The organism is Mycolicibacterium sediminis (assembly GCF_010731735.1).
GTDB lineage: Bacteria > Actinomycetota > Actinomycetes > Mycobacteriales > Mycobacteriaceae > Mycobacterium > Mycobacterium sediminis.
Genome location: NZ_AP022588.1, coordinates 1,097,907 through 1,116,868 on the forward strand (window position 1 = coordinate 1,097,907; position 18,962 = coordinate 1,116,868).

At 69.0% G+C, this 18,962-nt stretch carries 15 protein-coding genes; 10 read left to right on the forward strand and 5 right to left on the reverse strand.

Translation table 11 applies throughout. From position 1 onward, the window contains the following. Positions 1-49: 49 nt before the first annotated feature. Both G6N64_RS05440 and G6N64_RS05445 read left to right on the forward strand, forming a co-directional pair. On the forward strand, positions 50-1,423 hold the full coding sequence (locus tag G6N64_RS05440) for an MFS transporter (RefSeq protein WP_163795959.1): 1,374 nt from the start codon (positions 50-52) through the stop codon (positions 1,421-1,423). A gap of 199 nt (positions 1,424-1,622) precedes the next feature. Beyond that, complete coding sequence (locus G6N64_RS05445) at positions 1,623-1,895, forward strand: hypothetical protein (RefSeq protein ID WP_163795960.1); 273 nt, start codon at positions 1,623-1,625, stop codon at positions 1,893-1,895. Here G6N64_RS05445 and G6N64_RS05450 read toward each other — a convergent pair. Continuing rightward, positions 1,892-2,443 (reverse strand): TetR/AcrR family transcriptional regulator, encoded by a 552-nt coding sequence (locus G6N64_RS05450; protein WP_163795961.1) that lies wholly within the window; start codon positions 2,441-2,443, stop codon positions 1,892-1,894. The two genes, G6N64_RS05445 and G6N64_RS05450, sit on opposite strands and share 4 nt — an antisense overlap. Positions 2,444-2,519: 76 nt before the next feature. On the opposite strand from G6N64_RS05450, the gene G6N64_RS05455 reads away from it, so the two are divergent. Continuing rightward, positions 2,520-3,560, forward strand: a complete 1,041-nt coding sequence (locus G6N64_RS05455) for an aldo/keto reductase (RefSeq protein ID WP_163795962.1) — start codon at positions 2,520-2,522, stop codon at positions 3,558-3,560. Between the two features lie 12 nt (positions 3,561-3,572). Here the strand turns inward: G6N64_RS05455 and G6N64_RS05460 are convergent, their stop codons facing one another. Then, complete coding sequence (locus tag G6N64_RS05460) at positions 3,573-5,249, reverse strand: amidohydrolase (protein WP_163795963.1); 1,677 nt, start codon at positions 5,247-5,249, stop codon at positions 3,573-3,575. A gap of 144 nt (positions 5,250-5,393) precedes the next feature. Between G6N64_RS05460 and G6N64_RS05465 the strand changes: the two genes are divergently transcribed. From G6N64_RS05465 to G6N64_RS05475, 3 genes are read left to right on the forward strand one after another with little or no spacing between them, the layout of a single operon-like run. Further along, the gene (locus G6N64_RS05465) at positions 5,394-6,770 is read left to right on the forward strand and encodes an APC family permease (RefSeq protein WP_163795964.1); all 1,377 of its coding nucleotides are present in this window, start codon (positions 5,394-5,396) and stop codon (positions 6,768-6,770) included. A gap of 41 nt (positions 6,771-6,811) precedes the next feature. Continuing rightward, a complete protein-coding gene (locus G6N64_RS05470; RefSeq protein WP_163795965.1) occupies positions 6,812-8,161 on the forward strand; it encodes a helix-turn-helix transcriptional regulator in 1,350 nt (449 codons plus the stop codon). A gap of 45 nt (positions 8,162-8,206) precedes the next feature. Next, positions 8,207-9,463: an HNH endonuclease signature motif containing protein gene (locus G6N64_RS05475; protein ID WP_163795966.1), complete on the forward strand. Its 1,257-nt coding sequence runs from the start codon at positions 8,207-8,209 to the stop codon at positions 9,461-9,463. 10 nt (positions 9,464-9,473) lie between these two features. Here the strand turns inward: G6N64_RS05475 and budC are convergent, their stop codons facing one another. Further along, on the reverse strand, positions 9,474-10,244 hold the full coding sequence (gene budC / locus G6N64_RS05480; protein ID WP_163795967.1) for a meso-2,3-butanediol dehydrogenase: 771 nt from the start codon (positions 10,242-10,244) through the stop codon (positions 9,474-9,476). Between the two features lie 49 nt (positions 10,245-10,293). Beyond that, positions 10,294-10,911, reverse strand: coding sequence for a class I SAM-dependent methyltransferase (locus tag G6N64_RS05485; RefSeq protein ID WP_163795968.1), 618 nt, complete (start codon positions 10,909-10,911; stop codon positions 10,294-10,296). A gap of 127 nt (positions 10,912-11,038) precedes the next feature. On the opposite strand from G6N64_RS05485, the gene G6N64_RS05490 reads away from it, so the two are divergent. The 4 genes from G6N64_RS05490 (at position 11,039) to G6N64_RS05505 (ending at position 17,465) form a co-directional block, all read left to right on the forward strand. Beyond that, complete coding sequence (locus tag G6N64_RS05490) at positions 11,039-13,030, forward strand: dipeptidyl-peptidase 5 (protein WP_163795969.1); 1,992 nt, start codon at positions 11,039-11,041, stop codon at positions 13,028-13,030. Positions 13,031-13,073: 43 nt separating this feature from the next. Beyond that, positions 13,074-14,147: an AraC family transcriptional regulator gene (locus tag G6N64_RS05495; protein WP_163795970.1), complete on the forward strand. Its 1,074-nt coding sequence runs from the start codon at positions 13,074-13,076 to the stop codon at positions 14,145-14,147. A gap of 94 nt (positions 14,148-14,241) precedes the next feature. After that, positions 14,242-15,738 (forward strand): flavin-containing monooxygenase, encoded by a 1,497-nt coding sequence (locus tag G6N64_RS05500; RefSeq protein WP_163795971.1) that lies wholly within the window; start codon positions 14,242-14,244, stop codon positions 15,736-15,738. Beyond that, entirely contained in the window at positions 15,735-17,465 is a 1,731-nt protein-coding gene (locus G6N64_RS05505; RefSeq protein WP_163795972.1) for a GMC oxidoreductase, read from the forward strand. The genes G6N64_RS05500 and G6N64_RS05505 overlap by 4 nt, the downstream gene beginning before the upstream one ends. A gap of 24 nt (positions 17,466-17,489) precedes the next feature. On the opposite strand, the gene pknB is transcribed toward G6N64_RS05505, so the two are convergent. After that, a complete protein-coding gene (gene pknB / locus G6N64_RS05510; protein ID WP_163795973.1) occupies positions 17,490-18,962 on the reverse strand; it encodes a Stk1 family PASTA domain-containing Ser/Thr kinase in 1,473 nt (490 codons plus the stop codon).

An 18,962-nucleotide genomic window follows, 5' to 3' on the forward strand; every position in this document is an offset into this window, starting at 1 on the left:
GCGCCATCGGGCAAGGGGTCACCGCGATGAGAGCACGGAGAGCACCGACATGACGGACACGACGCCCGGGCCGCTGGCTCCGGAGAACTTCGTAGATCAGAAGAGCATTCGCAAGAGCGTCGTCGCCGGATCCGTCGGCGTCTTCGTGCACTGGTTCGACTGGGCGATCTACGCCTACCTCGCGTCGACCCTGTCGATCGTGTTCTTCCCCGACCAGGACAGGACGGCCGGACTGCTCGCGGTCTTCGGCGTGTTCGCCATCTCGTTCGGCGCCCGACCCATCGGGGCGCTCGTCTTCGGCGCGCTGGGCGACCGCATCGGCCGGAAGAAGACGCTGACCTACGTCATTCTCGCGATGGCCGCCTCGACGATGCTGCTGGGTCTACTGCCCTCCTACGCCAGCATCGGGATCTGGGCGCCGATCCTGCTCCTCGTCGCCCGCATCATCCAGGGACTCGCCGCCGGCGGCGAATTTGGCAGCGCCGCAGCGTTCCTCGCCGAGTACTCCCCGACGAAGCGCCGCGGCTTCGGCGTGAGCTTCCTCGAGGTCGGGTCGCTGCTCGGTTTCCTGGGTGCGTCTCTCGCGGTCCTCGTGCTCAACACGTTCCTCACGGCGGACGACGTGAACTCCTGGGGATGGCGCATCCCCTTCCTGCTGGCCACCCCCCTGGGTCTGATCGGGTTCTACATCCGCAACAAGATCGAGGACACCCCGGAGTTCCGGGAACTGACCGAGCTGGACGCGGTCCCGCAGAGCCCCATCAAGGAATCGTTCACGCGCGGCTGGCGGCAGATGCTCCAGACCAGCGGCATCGAGATCATGATGAACGTGACCTTCTACATCGTGCTGGTGTACCTGCTGACCTACCAGGAGATCGAACTCGGGATCTCGACGTCGGACGCGGCGCTCTTCTCCACGGCCGCATCCGTCGCCGCGTTGATCACCGTTCCACTGTTCGGCGCGCTGTCGGACCGGGTCGGACGCAGGCTGCCGCTGATCGTGGCCTCGGTCCTGCTGATCGTGTTCTCCTACCCCCTGTTCCTCGTCATGCACTCCGGAACCTCCTGGGCCGGTCTGGTGAGCACCGTCGGGCTCGGCCTCATCCTCGCGATCATCCTGGGGGTGCACGCCGTAACGGTCGCCGAGCTGTTCCCCACCCGCACCCGGCAGACCAGCCTGTCGATCGTCTACGCCGTCACCGCGGCGATCTTCGCCGGGACCGTGCCCTACGTGCTGACGTGGCTCATCGCCCACACCGGCAATCAGATGATGCCGGCGTTCTACCTCATCCTGGTCGGGCTCCTCGGACTCGGGACGATGCTGACGGTGAAGGAGACCCGCGGCATCGACCTGCTCGCCGACGACGTCGCCCTCGCCCAGAAGAGCCGCGCCGCAACGGTTTCACCGACGGCGTCGGTCTAGCAACCGGCCTGGCCGAGACGGGCCCTCCTCGATCGCCTCGGGGAGGGCCTTCTCGCGCGGCCAGAGCGGCGTCCGACCCAGAATCGTCGTTTGCCACGACCGTGCACCGCTCGGCGTTACTGTGCGAGATGCAGCACGGATCGACATGACACACCGGGGTTCTCGAACGAGGCTTCGGGGGCTCGCACGAGGAGTAGCGATGAAGAAACTGGCGGGGACGTTGCTGGCTGCCACCGCAGCCGCCATGGCGTCGGTGACCCTGGCCCCCACGGGCAATGCCGACATCTGCGCGGGGGCAGACGGCCGGCACTACGCGGTGGGTGGCTGCACCAACGTCGTCAACGACGTGGCCGACGCCACGGTCGCCGGCGCGGCGATCCGCTCGGCCGAATACCCCACGTTCCCTGGCGAACTCCCCTGCTACACGGTGGAGGGCGTGCCGTACTACACGCCCCCTGGCGATCCCTGCTAGGTGACCTTCGGCCCGTCGACGATGGCCATCAGCGCGTCGACGAAGGGTGCCGAGTCGACGTCGCCACGCACGGCGAGCAGCTGATTGAATCCCACGCACATCGCGACGAAGGCCTCGGCGATGCGTGCCGCGTCCGCCCGGTCACGCGACGGCAGGAGGGCGGCCACGTCGTCCCGCAGCCTTGCGAGCCGCTGCTGGACGATCTCCGCGACCGCTGGTGAGATGGCCGCTTCGGCGTAGACCTGGGCCACCAACCGCGCGTGGCCGTCGTCGCGTGCCCGCGCCCGGATGCCGTCGAGGAAGTCGCGGACTGCCCCGGCAGTCAGTTCGTCCGGGAACCACTGACTCGTCGCCTGGTCGCAGATCGCGACGATGATCTCGTCCTTGCTGGTGAAGTACCTGTAGATCGCCCCGTTGGACAGCCCGGACTCGGCCACGATGTCCGCCAGGGACGTTCGCGCGAAGCCATGGGTGGCGAACCGCGTCCGCGCGGCATCCAGGATCTGTTGACGGCGCGCGTCGAGATGAGACTGTGCGACCTTTGGCATAAAGAGAGCGACTCCTCGCTTTTTTTGTGTACCGTCGGCAGCCTACCGCGACCACCGAGCCCCGAGGAGCCTCTCCATGAAGTACCGCACCCTTGGACGCCGCACCGGACTTCGGGTCTCCGAATACGCCCTGGGCACGGGAGCCTTCGGTGCGGCCGGTGCCGATCCAGACGTCGCTCGCGCGCTGTTCGACGCCTTCGTCGCCGCCGGCGGAACGACCTTCGACGCGTTCAACGTCTACCAGGACGGCCGGGCGGAGAGCACGCTTGGCGAACTCCTCGGCAGCGATCGTGACGACTTCGTGGTGATCACCAAGTACGGCGGCACCCGGCAGGACGCACCCCGCCCCGGGACCACCGGCAACGGCCGCAAGACGATGATCCGCTCCCTGGAGGACTGCCTGACCCGTCTGCGTACCGACCACGTCGACCTCTTCATGCCGCACTTTGCCGACGGCGTCACCCCCATCGAGGAGATCCTCGAGGGACTCGACCACCTGATCAGGTCCGGCAAGGTCCTCCACGGCGGACTGTCCAACTTCCCGGCGTGGCGCGTCGCGGGCGCCGTCGTGCACGCCGACTCGAGCGGTCTGTCGGTTCCGATCGGCATCGAGACCGAGTACAGCCTCGCGGACCGCACCGCCGACCGTGAGCTGCTGCCGATGGCGGAGGCCCACGGGCTGGGCGTGCTGGCCTACTCGCCCCTGGCCGGAGGGCTGCTCACCGGCAAGTACCGGCAGGGCCAGACGGGACGACTGAGCGCGGCCGGCGATCGCGCCGAGGAGACCGCGCACCAGACCGCGGTGGTCGACGAGGTGCTGGCGACAGCCACCGAGACCGGCACCACCGCGGTGCAGGTGGCTCTGGCCTGGCTCCGCCACAGGGCCGCGCTGGCCGCCACGGCCGTGATCCCCGTCCTGGGACCGCGATCGCTCGACCACCTTCGGCAGTACCTGGCAGCGTTCGAAACCGATTACGAAGACGCCCATTTCGATCGCCTCGACCACGTCAGCACCGTCGAGATGGGCACTCCCCACGATGACGTCGCAGCGGCGTTGCGCAACGGCTTCGACGGCGACCGTTCGCAGCTGCGCCCGGCGCCACTCCCGGTGGCCTGACGGCCGGCGCGGTCACAGGGAGCCCGAGACCACCCGCCCCTCGAACACGACGGCATCGCACTTGATGTCGCCGAGGGACTCCGGAGCGGCGTCGGTGGGCGAGCCGTTCAACACGACTAGGTTCGCGACCTTGCCGACCGTGATCGAGCCCAACCTGTCCGACAGGCGGAGCTGTTTCGCACCGTTGATGGTGTACCCCTGAAGCAGCAGGTCGCTCGACAGCCGAGCATCCGCCGCGGGCCGGACGCTGTTCGGGTAGGCGCTGGGATCGAGGGGGTACTCGGGGTCGACGCGGGTCGCGGCCACCTGCATCCCGAACATCGGGTCGGCTCGGTGTAGCTCGTACGCGGTCACCACGTCGCTACCGAACGTCACGACGGCACCGCCGGCGACCATTTCGTTGAAGCGGTACATCCGGTTCCAGCGTTCTTCACCGAGATGCTCCTTGGCTCCTTCGCCGAAGTACCCACCCGACCAGTGCGTGGTCCAGTTGACGAAGATGCCCAACTCGGCGGGTCGGATCATGTCCGCGGGATCCACCAACTCGCAGTGCGCCAGCGTCACCTGAATCCGCCACGCGTCGCCCTCGTCCGCGAGTCTGTCCCGCGCAGCCTCGACCGCATCGCACGCGACCCGGAAGGCGCGGTCGCCCACCAGGTGGACGTGCACGTCGACGGTCGCGGCGTTGCAGAGCAGAAGGCACTGCTCGAGTTCGTCGACCTCCATGCCGATCTCGCCGAGGTGAGCCTCGGCGTGGCTGCACAGCGGCCCGATCACCGCGGAGTTGCCACTCTCGTTCGTACCGTCGAGGAACAGCTTCACCGTGCTCACGTCGATGTGCTCGCTGCCGTGCCTGGTACGTAGCTCGGCGAGCCGATCCAGCACCGTGGGCAGATCGGCCGCGTTCTGGAACTGAAGCGCCCCGGAGTAGTACGCGTTCAGTTCACCCCGCTCGTCGAGTTCGGCCAGAGACGCGAGGATCCGATCGTCGACGATCAGCGCCTCGAAGAGCGCCGTCACCCCGTGGTCGGTCATGAAGTCGAAGAACGGCTTGATCCGCTCGGGCGTGAGTTCCTGCGGCGGTGTCCACCCGATGCGCTCGTACATCGCGTCGACGAAGTGCCGGTGCACGAACTCCCGGAGCAAACCCGTTGGCTCCCCGGCCTCGTCGCGCACGAACATCTCCAGACCGGGCACGGGGTCCGGGGTGTCCCTGGTGACTCCCATCAGCTCGAGCATCTTGCTGTTCACCCAGTGCTCGTGCTCACTGAAGTCCTGACACAGCACCGGACGGTCCGACACCGCGCCGTCGAGCAGTTCCCTCGTGGGTCCGCCGTCGCGGAACGTCGTGCTGGGGTAGTACTCGAAGTACAGGTAGGGCGCCTCCTCGACCGGGTGCGCGGCGGCGTAGTCCGCGATGAACCGTAGGATCTCGTCGACGTCGGTCGTCCACGGCAGGCGCACGTGCCACGAACTCTGCGACACCATCGAGGGGTGGGTGTGCGCATCGATCAGCCCCGGGATCACCGTGCGCCCACCGAGGTCGTACACCGGCAGCCCCGCGACGTCCGGCGACGTTCCGTGGTCGCCGACGTGGGTGATCAGCCCGTCCTCGATCACGACGGTGCCCGCGAGCGGCCTCTCCTCGTCCGCGGTGTGCACGCGTGCGTTGGTCAGCACCATTCCCATGTCGTCTCTCCTCACCTCGTCAGCGGGAAAGCTACCCAGCGCACCCCGGTGCGCCGACTCCGCTCGATCGGTTGAGCGCGATCGTCATGTCGACTGAGCCGGATCGTGCTGTCGCAACTCGCCGTCGCTCCCTACATTTGCCGGATGACCGAACTCAAGCGGGTCCTGACGCTGCGGCACCTGGTGGTGTTCGGCCTCGCGTACCTCGCGCCCACGGTGGTGTTCAACTACTTCGGGATCGTGACGACGCTGACCGGCGGCATGATGGCCCTGGCCTACGCGGCGACCACGGTGGTCATGTTCTTCACCGCCTACAGCTACGCGACCATGGTCCGGGCGTTCCCGGTCGCCGGCTCGGCATACACGTACGTGCGCAGGGCCGTTCACCCCCATCTGGGATTCCTGACCGGCTGGGTGATGCTGCTGGACTACCTGCTGCTGCCGATGGTGTGCTACCTCCTGGTCGCCATCTACATGAACGAATTCGTTCCCGGCGTGCCGGTGTGGGCCTGGATCGTGCTGGCCGCCGCGATCGGTGCGGTGACGAACGTCTTCGGGGTCAAGATCGCCGGCCGCGTCAACTTCGTCGTGATCGCCGCCCAGATCGTGTTCTCGGTGGTGCTGGTCGTCATCATCGCGGTCTACGTCACGGGCGGTCAGGGCGCGGGCACGCTGTTCGACGGAGCGGCGCTGTTCGACGGCGCCACCTTCGACGGCTCCAACGTGCTGTGGGCCGCGTCCATCCTGGCCGCATCCTTCCTCGGCTTCGATGCGGTCTCGACCATGGCCGAGGACACCGTCGATCCGGCCAAGACGGTGCCACGTGCCGTCCTGCTGGTGCCGATCGCCGCGGGCATCGGGTTCTCCGTCATCTCCTACTTCATGCAGCTCGCATGGCCGAACGCCGCCAACGAGATCCAGGACCCGGACGCGGGCATCTTCGAACTCCTCGGCCGACTCGGCGGCAACACGCTGTCGACGGCCTTCCTGGTGACCGACAACCTCGCGAGCATGGTGTGTGCCATCGCCGGTTTGGCCGCGGCGTCGCGCATCCTCTACGGCATGGGGCGCGACGGTGTCCTCCCGAAGCGCTTCTTCGGCGTCCTCAACGAGCGCTTCCAGACACCGGTCAACAACATCCTCCTCATGACCGCGATCGCCTTGACGGCGGTCTTCTACGCGGACAACCTGATGGCCGCCGCGTCGCTCGTCGCCTTCGGTGCACTGTGCGGGTTCGTCCTGGTCAACTACTCCGTCATCAGCCACTTCTTCATCCGCGGCCGACGCCGATCGGGCCTCGACGCGGTCCGCTACCTCGTCCTCCCGGGGCTGGGCATGATCGTCTGCGCGGCACTGCTGGTGAACGTCGACGTGTCGGCGAAGATCCTGGGCGGCGTATGGCTGGCCCTCGGCGTCGTCTATCTCGCCGTCTCCACCAAAGGTTTTCGTCGGACGCCGGCCGAACTCGACATGTCCGAGGAGCCCGATACGACACCGTCCACTGCCGAGGCGGTGAGCTGACCGACGTTCCGACGAACGGGAGATCGGGCTACGTTTGACGGGTGCTGGACTCGGTCATCGACTACGCGACCGGTGCCCGCATGCTCGCGCGCGTCCAGGCCGTCCGGCGCACGTCGCTGCACGCTCACCCCAACGCGCTGGAGATCGTGTACGTGCTGTCGGGACGGCTGCACGTACGGGTCAGCAGCGAGGACTTCGACCTCGAGGCCGGCGACTACGTCGCGATCAACCGACTCGACCCGCACCTGCTCGAGGGTGATGAGGAAAACGTCACGGCGGTAATGCATCTCGATCTCGAGGCATTCCCCGACGTCGACCCCTTCGCCGATCAGATCATGTTCGCCTGCGAGTCGTTCGACCTCCCCCGGTATCGAGGACAGGAGGCCCTGCTGCGGGGGCTCCTGCTCGACGTCGTCGACCTCGCCGTGCTCGCGCCGTCCGCGTCCCGACTCGACGCGCGAGCAGAAGAACTCGTCCAACTGCTCTGCACCGGATACTCGATCGAGGACTACTACCAACGAGACCGCGAGCCGAGTTCGGCACAGCGGGCCAAGCTGCACGGCATCGTCGCCTCGATGCGGACGAACCTGGCCAGCCGTGACGTCCTCGAGGACGTTGCGACCGCCCACCACTATTCGAAGTCCTACGTGTCCCACTTCGTGAAGAACACGGCGGCATTCAGCTTCAGCAGCATGCTGACGGCCACGCGCGTCATGCACGCGGAGCGGCTGCTCCTACTCACCGACGACACGATGCGCGACGTCTCGACGCAGTGCGGATTCTCCGACGTCAAGTACTTCACCCGGTCCTTCGCCGAGTGGTTCAAGCAGACCCCCGCGGAGTACCGCGCCCACTACCGGCCGTTGACCCGCCGCGAGGACTCGGTGACCGAGGTCGATCCGGCGACGACGGCCGACCTGGTCGCCGGTCACCGTCGACGCGTCGCATCCCCGACCGATCCGCCACGCCTGTCCATCACCCCCATCGTGCTGAGGAACGTGGGTTCGCGAGCGGACCTGTTCGCCCGCATCGGCTCGTTCGGAACCGCCGACTCCGTGCCCGCACCGGCCGATTCGGCCGCCCCGTCCCGACGACACCTGCTGCCGATGCGCGTGGGCGCCGCCGAGCTGGACGGTGATCACCTGCTGGAGGGCCTCGCATCGTTCCGGGGTATCGACTCGACGCCCTGCCTGGTGGTCGAGTACTCCGGACGGGATACGACCATCACCGCATTGGCGACGCTCGCTGCACTGCTCCGCCGAGTCGGTGACGTCGAGGTCGACGTCTGGTTGTTCTATTCGGGATTGCGGGTGCGGGACGCGGTCGACGCCGTCATCGATGCCGTCGAGCGCGACCACGGTTTGGCGGTGCAGGCCGTCATGGTTCCCTGAATCGCTCGCACCCGACGTGTCGGACCCCTCTGCGATAATGGTGTCATGTCCAGCACGGCAACGCCTTTGGCTCCGACGGCCACACCGGCCGAGCGTCGGGACGAGTTGTTCGACGAACTCGCCGAACTGACCGGACAGCGCAACGCCATCGACGGACGCATCGTCGACATCATCGCCGAGATCGACGGCGACCACCTCTGCTACGCCACCGGCTGCCGCTCCATCTCCGCCCTCGTCGCCTGGAAGACCGGCATCGCCCCCCGCAACGCCGACACCGTCGTCGCCATCGCCCACCGCGTCGACGAGTTCCCCCGCTGCGTCGCCGGACTGCGGGAGGGCCGGCTGTCCCTCGACCAGGTCGGCGTCATCGCCGAACACGCCGCCGACGGCTCCGACGACCACTACGCCGACCTCGCCGCCGTCGCCACCGTCACCCAACTGCGCACCGCGGTGAAGCTCGAACCCCGACCCGACCACGCACCGAAACCCGAACCACCACCGCCGGCGTTCGTCAAGACCGACATCCCCGGCGAGGACCACGTCACCTGGAAGATCCGACTGCCCCGCGCCGACGCCGCCACGTTCGAGGCGGCCCACCAGTCCCACCTCGATGCTTTGATCACCGACTGGAAGCGCGACCGCGAGAACAACCCCCGAACGGGCGATCAGGCTCCACCGATGCCGACCACCATCGACGCCTTCATGTCCCTCGTCGAGGCGGGCTGGGACACCGACGTCGCACGCCGACCCCACGGACAACGCACCACCGTCGTCGTGCACGTCGACGCCGACAAACCCGCCGCCGCACTGCACCTGGGTCCACTGCTGTCCGACGACGAACGCCGCGAACTGCTCTGCGACGCCACTTGCGAAGTCTGGTTCCAGCGCCACGGCCAGACCATCGGCGCCGGACGGACTACCCGCACCGTCAGCCGACGGCTACGCCGCGTGCTGGAGCACCGCGACCGGTGCTGCGTGGTCCCCGGCTGCGGCGCCACCCGCGGCCTGCACGCCCACCACCTCGTCCACTGGGAGGACGGCGGACCCACCGAACCATCGAACCTGGTGCTGCTATGCCCGTTTCACCACCGGCTGCACCACCGCGGCGGCATCACCCTCACCGGACCCGCCGAGCACCTCGTCGTCACCGACGCCGACGGCCGCGAACTCACCGGCGCATCGCTGGCCCGACCACCCACCACGCCACCACCAGACGTCCCACCGTGTCCGGGACCGCTCGGCGAACGAGCCCAATGGTGGTGGTACACACCCTTCGAACCACCACCAACCACCGACAACTAGTGCGGTGCGGCTAGTGCGCCTGCCCCGTGCTGGCCGACGTGCCGCCGTCGACGGGGAGCCACGCACCGGTGATGTACCCCGCATCCGGGCTGGCGAGGAACAGCACCGCAGGCGCAATGTCGGCGGGCCGACCCGGACGGCCGAGCGCTATCCGGTTGACCGCGGCCTCGAGTGCCGCCTCGTCGTCCTCGATCGACCGGGTGAGATCGGTGATGGTCAGCGCAGGCGCCACCGCGTTGAAACGAATGCCGCGGGGCCCGTAGTCGAGAGCGAGCGACTGCACGAAGTTCATGATCGCGGCCTTGGTCGCGTTGTAGGCGGCCTGGGCCCAATCGCCTCGCATCCCGGACACCGAACCGACCACCACGACGTTTCCGCCGGACTTCTCGAGTTCCGGCAGGGAGTGCCGGACGACGTGCACGAAGCCGTCGATGTTGGTGCTCCGGATCGATTCCCACGCGTCGAGCGTCAGGTCGTCGAAGGGTCCGCTGACGTACGCCGCGGCATTGTTGACCAGGACGTCGAGGGCTCCGAACCGCTCGACCACCGCCGCGACCATCGACGTCGCCGACTCGTCGTCGGTGACGTCCGCCTCGACCGCCAGCGTTCGCTCCTCGGGGTGCCCCGTGAGGACGTCGTCGAGTTTGTCGCGCCGCCGTCCACTGATCGCCACGTTGGCGCCGTTGTCCAGGAACGCCTCGGCGATGGCCCGGCCGATGCCGGTACCGCCACCGGTGACCAGGACCGTCTTGCCGGCGTAGGGATATGCGTTGACAGTCATCGAGACGATGTACCCCATTCCGTCGGCGGCGACCCCTCGCGAGTCCGGACTAGCCGACCGGCTTGACCCAGCGCCACTGCCGCGTCGAGCACTCCTGGGCGTCGGGCACCCGATCCCGTACTGCCGCAACCACTCCCGGCCACCACTGTTCGTCGTAGTCGTCACCGGTCAGCCAGCCGCCCGGTGCCACCTTCGGCAACCAGCCGTCGATGTCGGCGACCACGCTGTCGTATTCGTGACGGGCGTCGAGGTGTACCCAGGTCAGAGAGCCGTCGGCGAAGAGCGCGGCGGCCGCCGGTGAGGGACTGACCACCAGGTGCACTTGATCGGCGACGCCGCACGCGATGACGTTGCGGTGCAGCTGCCCGGCGAAGGTCCCGCCGCCATCGGCGACCGCGGCGGCGTGGGAGTCCTTGTCGGCGGTGCCCTCGCGCCCGCTGCCGCGGCAGTAGTCGACGCCGACCACGGTGACGTTGCGGCCGGACTCGCTCACCACCTCGGCGAGCGAACACAGGCTGCGCCCGAGATAGGAACCGACCTCCACGAACGTGCTGCCGTCGGGAAAGGTCGCGACCGCCTCCTCCTGCAGGTCGCGCCACCCGAACCAGCCGTGGATGTGCGACCAGTGGGAGATGGGCGCTGCGCGTTCGCCGGCGGGTGGGCTCACCGTTGCGGTCCTTTCCTGGGCGGTGCACGGCTGAGCGGCGGCGTTGCCCGTCGGCACGGCGCCACCCTACTGAGAGACGGATCGGGCCGACACGAGGGTCCCGAATCCACGATTAGGCTCGGACGCCATGGCGAACTTCGGCTCGTGGACCACCCCGATCACCTCCGAACTCGTCGTGCGCGCCGCGGCAGGACTCGGCGGCACCAGCGTGCACGGCCGCACGGTGATCTGGGCCGAGCAACGCCCCGAGGCGGGCGGCCGCACCCAACTCGTCCGACTGACCGACGAGGGGCCGGCGGTCGACCTGTTGCCCGCCGGGGCCAACGCCCGCACGGCCGCCCACGAGTACGGCGGAGGTGCGTGGTGGGTCGCGGGCGACACGCTGTGGTTCGCGGACTGGGCGGACCAGCGTCTCTACACCATCACGGGGTCCGGGCCACCGGTGCCGATGACCCCCGAACCCGAGGTGCCTCGCGGTGACCGCTGGGCCGACGGCTGTGTCACCGCCGATGGACGCTGGGCGCTCGTCGTCCGGGAGCACCATCCCGTCGGCGGTGGGCCGGCCGACGTCGTCAACGAGATCGTGGTGCTCGACGTCGCCGGTCGTCTCGCCCCGCGGGTGCTGGTCTCGGGCCCCGACTTCGTCTCCGATCCGAGGATCTCGCCGGACGGCGAACGACTCTGCTGGCTGCAGTGGTCACATCCGGACATGCCGTGGGACGGCACGGAGCTGTGCGTCGCGGATCTTCGGGCCGGCGATATCGGTCCGGTGTTCGGCCACTCCACCGTGGTCGCTGGCCGGCCCGACTCGGGCCCCGGCGGTACGGGCGCCGGCGAATCGGTGAGCGAACCCCGCTGGGCCGACGACGGCTCCCTGTGGTTCGTCTCGGATCGGTCGGACTGGTGGAACCTGTACCGGTGGGTGCCCGGGGAGGACCGCGTCGAGGCGATGGTCACCACTGACGCCGAAATAGGCGGTCCGCAATGGGTTTTCGGGCAGTCCAGCTACGCCTTCCTGTCGGACGGTCGGGTCACCTTCGCGTCGTCGCGCAACGGGCTCGGGTACCTGGCGATCCGTCTCGCCGACGGGCGAATCGTCGACGTCGACGTGCCCTACACGTCGTTCGGCTCGATCCGGGCCGACGGCGACCGCATCGTCTTCGTCGGCGCATCTGCCACCACCGAACCGGCCGTGGTGTCGGTGACGGTCGACGACTCAGGAGCGGTCGCGTCGACCGAGATACTTCGGCCACCACGTGATCTCGGGCTCGACGAGGAGTGGTTCTCCACCCCGGAATCGATCTCGTTCCCGAGCAGCGGCGGCCGTACCGCCCATGCCCTGTTCTACCCGCCGACCAACCCCGATGCCGTCCCCGATCCCGGCGAGCTGCCGCCGCTGCTCGTCCTGATCCACGGCGGCCCCACCAGCGCGGCCCGACCGATGCTGCAACTGGGCACGCAGTACTGGACCAGCCGGGGCTTCGCCGTGGTGGACGTCAACTACGGCGGGTCCACCGGGTACGGCCGGGCCTATCGCAATCAGCTGCGCGGCCAGTGGGGCGTCGTCGACCTCGACGACTGCGAGGCGGCGGCCCGGTGGCTCGGCGAGCAGGGACGCGTCGATCCGGCCCGGCTGTGCATCCGGGGCGGCTCGGCGGGCGGGTACACGACGCTGGCAGTACTCGCCTTCCGGGACACGTTCGCCGCCGGCGCCAGCCACTACGGCGTCGCCGACCTGGAGGCGCTGGCCACCGAGACCCACAAGTTCGAGAGCCGCTACCTCGACGGCCTGATCGGCCCGTACCCCGGGCGTCGCGATCTCTACGTCGAGCGCTCGCCGATCCACCACGTTGAGGGCTTCGACCGTCCGCTGATCGTCCTACAGGGTCTCGAGGACGAGGTCGTGCCACCCAACCAGGCCGAGATGATCGTCGACGCGCTCCGCGCCAAGGGAGTGCCGGTGGCCTACGTGGCCTTCGAGGGTGAGCAGCACGGGTTCCGCCAGGCGGCCAACATCCGCCGGGCGCTGGACTCCGAGTTGTCCTTCTATGCACAGGTATTCGGGTTCACGCTTCCCGACGCCGAGCAGATCGAGCCCGTTCTCGTCCACAATCTGTGATCGGCGCGGCAGCACGCGCCGCCGGAGGGCCATACTGGAACTCGTGCAGGTGTTCGCCGGATCGCAGTTGTCGCACTGGGACTTTCCGCGCAACACCGCCAGCGCCGCGCTGATGGCACGGTTCGGAACCGACAACGGACTCACCATCGCCGAGCTGCTCGACGGCTCGGGCCTGTCCGAGGCCGACCTGACCGACCACGACCGGATGATCCTCGGACGACAAGAGCTGGCCATCGCGACGAACCTGGTGAACCGGCTGGGCACCCCGACCGGAGCGGCCGACCTAGGAGTCCGCGTCGGCGCCGGCTACCACGTGGGGTCGTTCGGCATCTTCGGCTTCGCCTGCCTGACGAGTTCGACGCTCGGCGACACCGTGCGGTTCGCCGCCCGGTACTACGAACTGAGCTACGGGTTCTGCCTGCCGACGGTGACGGTCGACGGACCCGTCGCGGCGTTGCGCCTCGACCTGCCCGACCTCACCGGCCCGATCGCCGAGTTCCTCGTCCGGCGGGACCTGTCGGCGATCGCCCAGGTCATGGCGGAGGCCGTGGGCGGTCCCGTGCCGTTCACCGCGGTCGAGTTCGCCGGGCCGATGCCCGAGTCGGGCGACGCCGAGGCCCAAGCGGCGTTCGGGGTGACGCCGAGCCACGGATCGCCGGTCACCGTGGCGTCGTGGCCCGCGGAGCTGCTGACACAACCGCAACCGCAGGCCAGTGACATCAGCGTGGAGATGTGCCGGCAGCAGTGCAACGCACTGCTCGAACGCCGTCGACAGCGGACCGGCGTCGCCCTGCGCGTTCGCGAGCAGCTGGCGTCGATCGAGGGCGCACCGCACACGATCGCGAAGGTCGCCCGCCGGTTGGCGATGAGCGAGCGGACGTTGCGGCGGCGCCTGGCCGAGGAGGACACGACCTTCCGGGACCTGACCGACGAGGTCCACCGGATGTTGGCCGAAGAGCTGCTCGCGACGGGCGCCCTCTCGGTGGAGGACATCGCGCTGCGGCTCGGCTACGCCGAGGCGACGAGTTTCATCGCCGCATTCAAGCGCTGGACGGGCACGACCCCCGCCCGCCATCAGCGCTCGGTCGCGCCGCGCGCCCGCGTCCTCAGCGTGTGAACGAGGCGCCGGTCGTCCTCGTTGGCCGGAATCATGGATTTCGCGTCCGCAATGCTCTGGCCGCGGCGACCTCGGCACCCCTAGCGTTGCCTACATGACCTCCGCCCTTCGCCGCCCCAGCGTCATCGTCATCGGAGCCGGATTCGGCGGCCTCGGCGCCGCCCGCGAGCTGTCCAGGGACGGGCTCGCCGACGTGACGGTGCTGGAGAAGGCCGGAGACGTCGGCGGGGTGTGGCGAGACAACACCTACCCGGGGGCGGCCTGCGACGTGCCGTCGCACCTGTACTCCTACTCCTTCGCCCGCAAGACCGACTGGGGGCGCCGGTACGCCGAGCAGTCCGACATCCTCGGCTACATCCGCGACACCGCCGAACGCTTCGGTCTGCGCGACAAGGTACGGACCGGAGTGGAGGTCACCTCCGCGAGCTACGACGACACCCGCGCCACCTGGCGCGTAGGGACGTCGTCCGGTGAGGTGCTCGAGGCCGACGTGCTGGTGCCCGCGGTGGGGCAGCTGTCCCGCCCGGCGGTCCCGGCCATCCCCGGCATCGGCACCTTCGCCGGCCCGTCCTTCCACTCGGCCGGGTGGCGCCACGACGTCGACCTCACCGGCAAGCGCGTCGCCGTCCTCGGCACCGGCGCCTCGGCCATCCAGTTCGTCCCGCGGATCCGCCGTGCCGCGGCCCACGTCACGGTCTTTCAGCGGTCTGCGCCGTACGTCCTGCCGAAGCCGGACCGCGGCTACACCGACGCACACCACGCCGCCTTCGGGAAGGTTCCCGGGTTCGCCGCCGCCATGCGCCAGGTGGTCTGGCAGATCACAGAGTTCCTCGGTCTCGCACTGACACGGATGCCTGGACTCGCACGGCCGATTCGAGCCGCCGCAATGGTGAATCTGAAGCGCCAGGTCAAGGACCCCGAGTTGCGTGCGAAGCTGACGCCCGACTATCCGATCGGGTGCAAGCGCGTGCTGTTCAGCAGCGAGTGGTACCCGGCGCTCTCCACCGACGACGTCGACGTCGAGACCGACGCGGTCACGGAGGTCACCCCGACCGGAGTTCGCACCGCCGACGGCCGGCTGCACGAGGTCGACGTCATCATCTACGGCACGGGGTTCAAGGCCACCGAGTTCCTGGCGCCGATGACGATCTCCGGTCGGGAGGGCCGCGACCTGCACACCGAGTGGTCCTCGGGGGCCCGCGCCCATCTGGGCATGGCCGTCCCGGGCTTTCCCAACATGTTCATGATCTACGGCCCCAACACCAACCTCGGCAGCAGCTCGACCATCCTGATGATGGAGCAGCAGGCCGGGTACATCCGCCAGGTCGTCGAGGAACTCGCCCGTCGAGACGCCACCCGCGCACTCGAGGTCCGCCGCGCGGTGGAGGAGGCCTACGACTCCGAGATCCAGGCCCGCCTCGACGACGGCGTCTGGACCACCTGCCAATCCTGGTACCGAACCGACTCCGGCCGGGTGACCACCAACTGGCCGGGACTGGTCCGCGAGTATCAACGCCGCACGCGGCACGTCGATCTCACGAGCTACCGGGAAGTCCTACCGGTGACCGCAACAGAGGAGCTGAGCGCATGACCGAGACATTCGACTACGACGTCCTGGTGATCGGATCCGGCTTCGGCGGAAGCGTGACCGCACTCCGCCTGAGCGAGAAGGGTTATCGCGTCGGCGTTCTCGAGGCGGGCCGACGGTTCCGCGACGAGGACTTCGCCACCAACAGCTGGCACGTCCGGGACTACCTGTTCAAGCCGTCCGTCGGCTGCTACGGCATCCAGCGCATCGACGTGCTGTCGGATGCGGTCGTGCTGAGCGGTGCCGGCGTGGGCGGCGGTTCGCTGGTCTACGCGAACACCCTCTACGAGCCCGGCGATCCCTTCTTCGACGATCCCCGCTGGAGCGGGATCACCGATTGGAAGTCCGAACTCGTGCCCTGGTACGACCAGGCCAAGCGGATGCTTGGCGTCGCAACCTATCCGCGCACGACGCCGTCGGACAAGGTGATGCTGCAGGTGGCCACCGACCTCGGCATCGCGGACTCGTTCCACGCCACCCCGGTCGGGGTGTGCTTCGCCGACGCCGACTGCAACGCCGCCGCTCCGGGCGCACCGGTCGGCGACCCCTACTTCGGTGGAGCCGGCCCAGACCGCAACGCATGCAGGCACTGTGGCGAATGCATGACGGGCTGCCGCCACAACGCTAAGAACACCCTGGTTAAGAACTACCTCTACCTCGCCGAGGAACTCGGCGCGGACGTCCACCCGTCGACGACGGTCGTCGACGTCGTGCCCCGCGCAGATGGCGGGTACGACGTCGTCACGCGCAGAACCGGAGCCAAGCTCCGTCGGGCCCGCCACACGTTCACCGCGCGAGAGGTGGTGTTCTCGGCAGCCGCCCTCGGCACCCAACGGCTCCTGCATCGGCTGCGCGACCGCGGCAGCCTGCCCCGGGTCTCTCCTCGGCTCGGCGAGTTGTCGCGCACCAACTCCGAGTCGATCCTCGCCGTGCGGGCGCGTGGCGACGACGTGGACTACTCGGAGGGCGTCGCCATCACGTCGTCGATACATCCGGACGAGCACACGCACGTCGAGCCATGCCGGTACGGCCACGACTCCAATCTGATGGGACTGCTCGGCACGATCCTGGTCGACGGTCTGGACGGCCGGCGACGCTGGCGGACCGGCATGAAGGAGCTGGTGAGCCAGCGCCGGGACCTCAGGCGGCTGCTCAACCCCAAGAACTGGTCGGAGCAGACGATCCCGCTGCTCGTCATGCAGACCCATGACAACTCGATCACCACGTTCACGCGCCGCTGGCTGTTCGGACGGCGGATGGTGTCACGGCAGGGCGTCGGCGATCCGAACCCGACGTGGATCCCGGCCGGCCACGAAGTCGCCCGTCGCGCAGCCGATTACATGGACGGCATCGCCGGCGGCGCATGGGCGGACCTCGCGGACATCCCGATGACCGGTCACTTCATCGGCGGCTGCGTGATCGGCGAGACCGCGGACGACGGCGTGGTGGACCCCTACCACCGCATGCACGGCCACCCCGGGCTGCACGTGATCGACGGCTCGACCATCACCGCGAATCTCGGGGTGAACCCGTCGCTCACCATCACGGCGCTGGCCGAACGCGCGACCGCGCTGTGGCCGAACAAGGGCGAGCCGGACCAGCGTCCGCCACTGGGCGCGCCGTACGTCCGGGTCGATCCGGTCAGTCCGAACCGGCGTGCCGTCCCGGACGATGCGCCCGCCGCCCTGCGGCTTCCGCCGCGTGCCGTCGACGCTGCGACGTCGAACTGACGACGTCCCTCGATCGCGGGGGCGTCAGGATCCCGCGGGCGCCGGACCCGTGCCGACCAGCACCGTGATCGCTGCGGTGGTCTCGACGGTGCGGTCCGCCGCGGGGTTGGTGGCGAGGACGCGGTCCGCCATCTCGGGCGTCGACGGAAGCGGCGCCTGTTGGAATCGGACGAAGCCCGCAGCCATCAGTGCGCGGACCGCCTCGGCGTAGGTCAGTGACGAGACGTCGGGTACGACGACGAGGTTCGCGGCCGGGCCCTCTCGCACCGGCCCGGTCGACACGTCGAGGGTCACCACGCTGCCGGCGTCGACGACCGCCTTCGCCGCAGGCGTCGTGTCGATGACGCGATCGGCGGGCACCGTGGCGTGGGCCTGCTCACGGACCCGGGCCGTCAGCCCGCTGTCCTGGAGGGCCGCGACCGCCTCGGTCAGTGCCCGGCCGCGGACGTCGGGGACGTCCGTGCCGTCCGAGCCGCTGCCGGTGAGGTGCAGTGCGACCGCAACCACCACGGCGATCGCCGCGATCGCAGCGACGGCCGTGACGACCGTGCGTCTCGTCGATGCTCGATCCCGCGTCGGCTCCTTCGGCGAAGCCGAGGGCACCGGGGGAAGCGGCGACGTGCGTTCCGCGGCGGACGCCGTCGCGGCGTACGGTGCGTCGCCGTTCTGCAGGCGGATCAGGTCGACCCGCATCTGCGCGGCGGTCTGGTAGCGGTCGGCGGGGTCCTTGGCCATCGCCTTGAGGACGACGGCGTCGAACTCCGGCGTGAGTTCGGCGTTGCGACTCGAGGGCGCCGGGGGATCCTCGCGCACGTGTTGGTACGCGATCGCGACGGGCGAGTCGCCCACGAATGGTGGTTCACCCGTAACCATCTCGTGCAGGACGCAGCCGATGGAGTAGACGTCGGAGCGGGCGTCGACGTTGCCGCCGCGCGCCTGCTCCGGTGAGAGGTAGTGCGCGGTGCCCATGACCGCGCCCGTCTGGGTGTCGCTGCCCGCGCCGTCGGCGAGGACGCGGGAGATGCCGAAGTCCACCACCTTCACGGCGCCGTCGTCACCGATGAGGATGTTCGCCGGCTTGACGTCGCGGTGGACGATTCCCCGCCGGTGACTGAACTCGAGCGCCTGGCAGACCTCCGCGGCCACCGCGACGGCCCGTCGCGGCGTCATGGGTCCGCGCGTCCTGAGCACGTCCCGAACCGTGAGTCCGTCGACGTACTCCATCACGATGTACAGGACCCGTCCGGCGGCCGTCTGCGCCTCGCCGGTGTCGTAGACCGCCACGATCGCGGGGTGGTTCAGACCGGCCAGCTTCTGCGCTTCCCGCCGGAACCGCGCGTTGAGGCTCGAGTCCGTGGCCAGGTCGGCGCGCATCACCTTGACCGCGACGTCGCGGTCGAGGCGCAGGTCGCGCGCCAGGTGCACCTCGGACATCCCGCCGATGCCCACGACCTCACGCAGTTCGTAGCGATCGGCGAATCGCGACGGCGTGGTCAC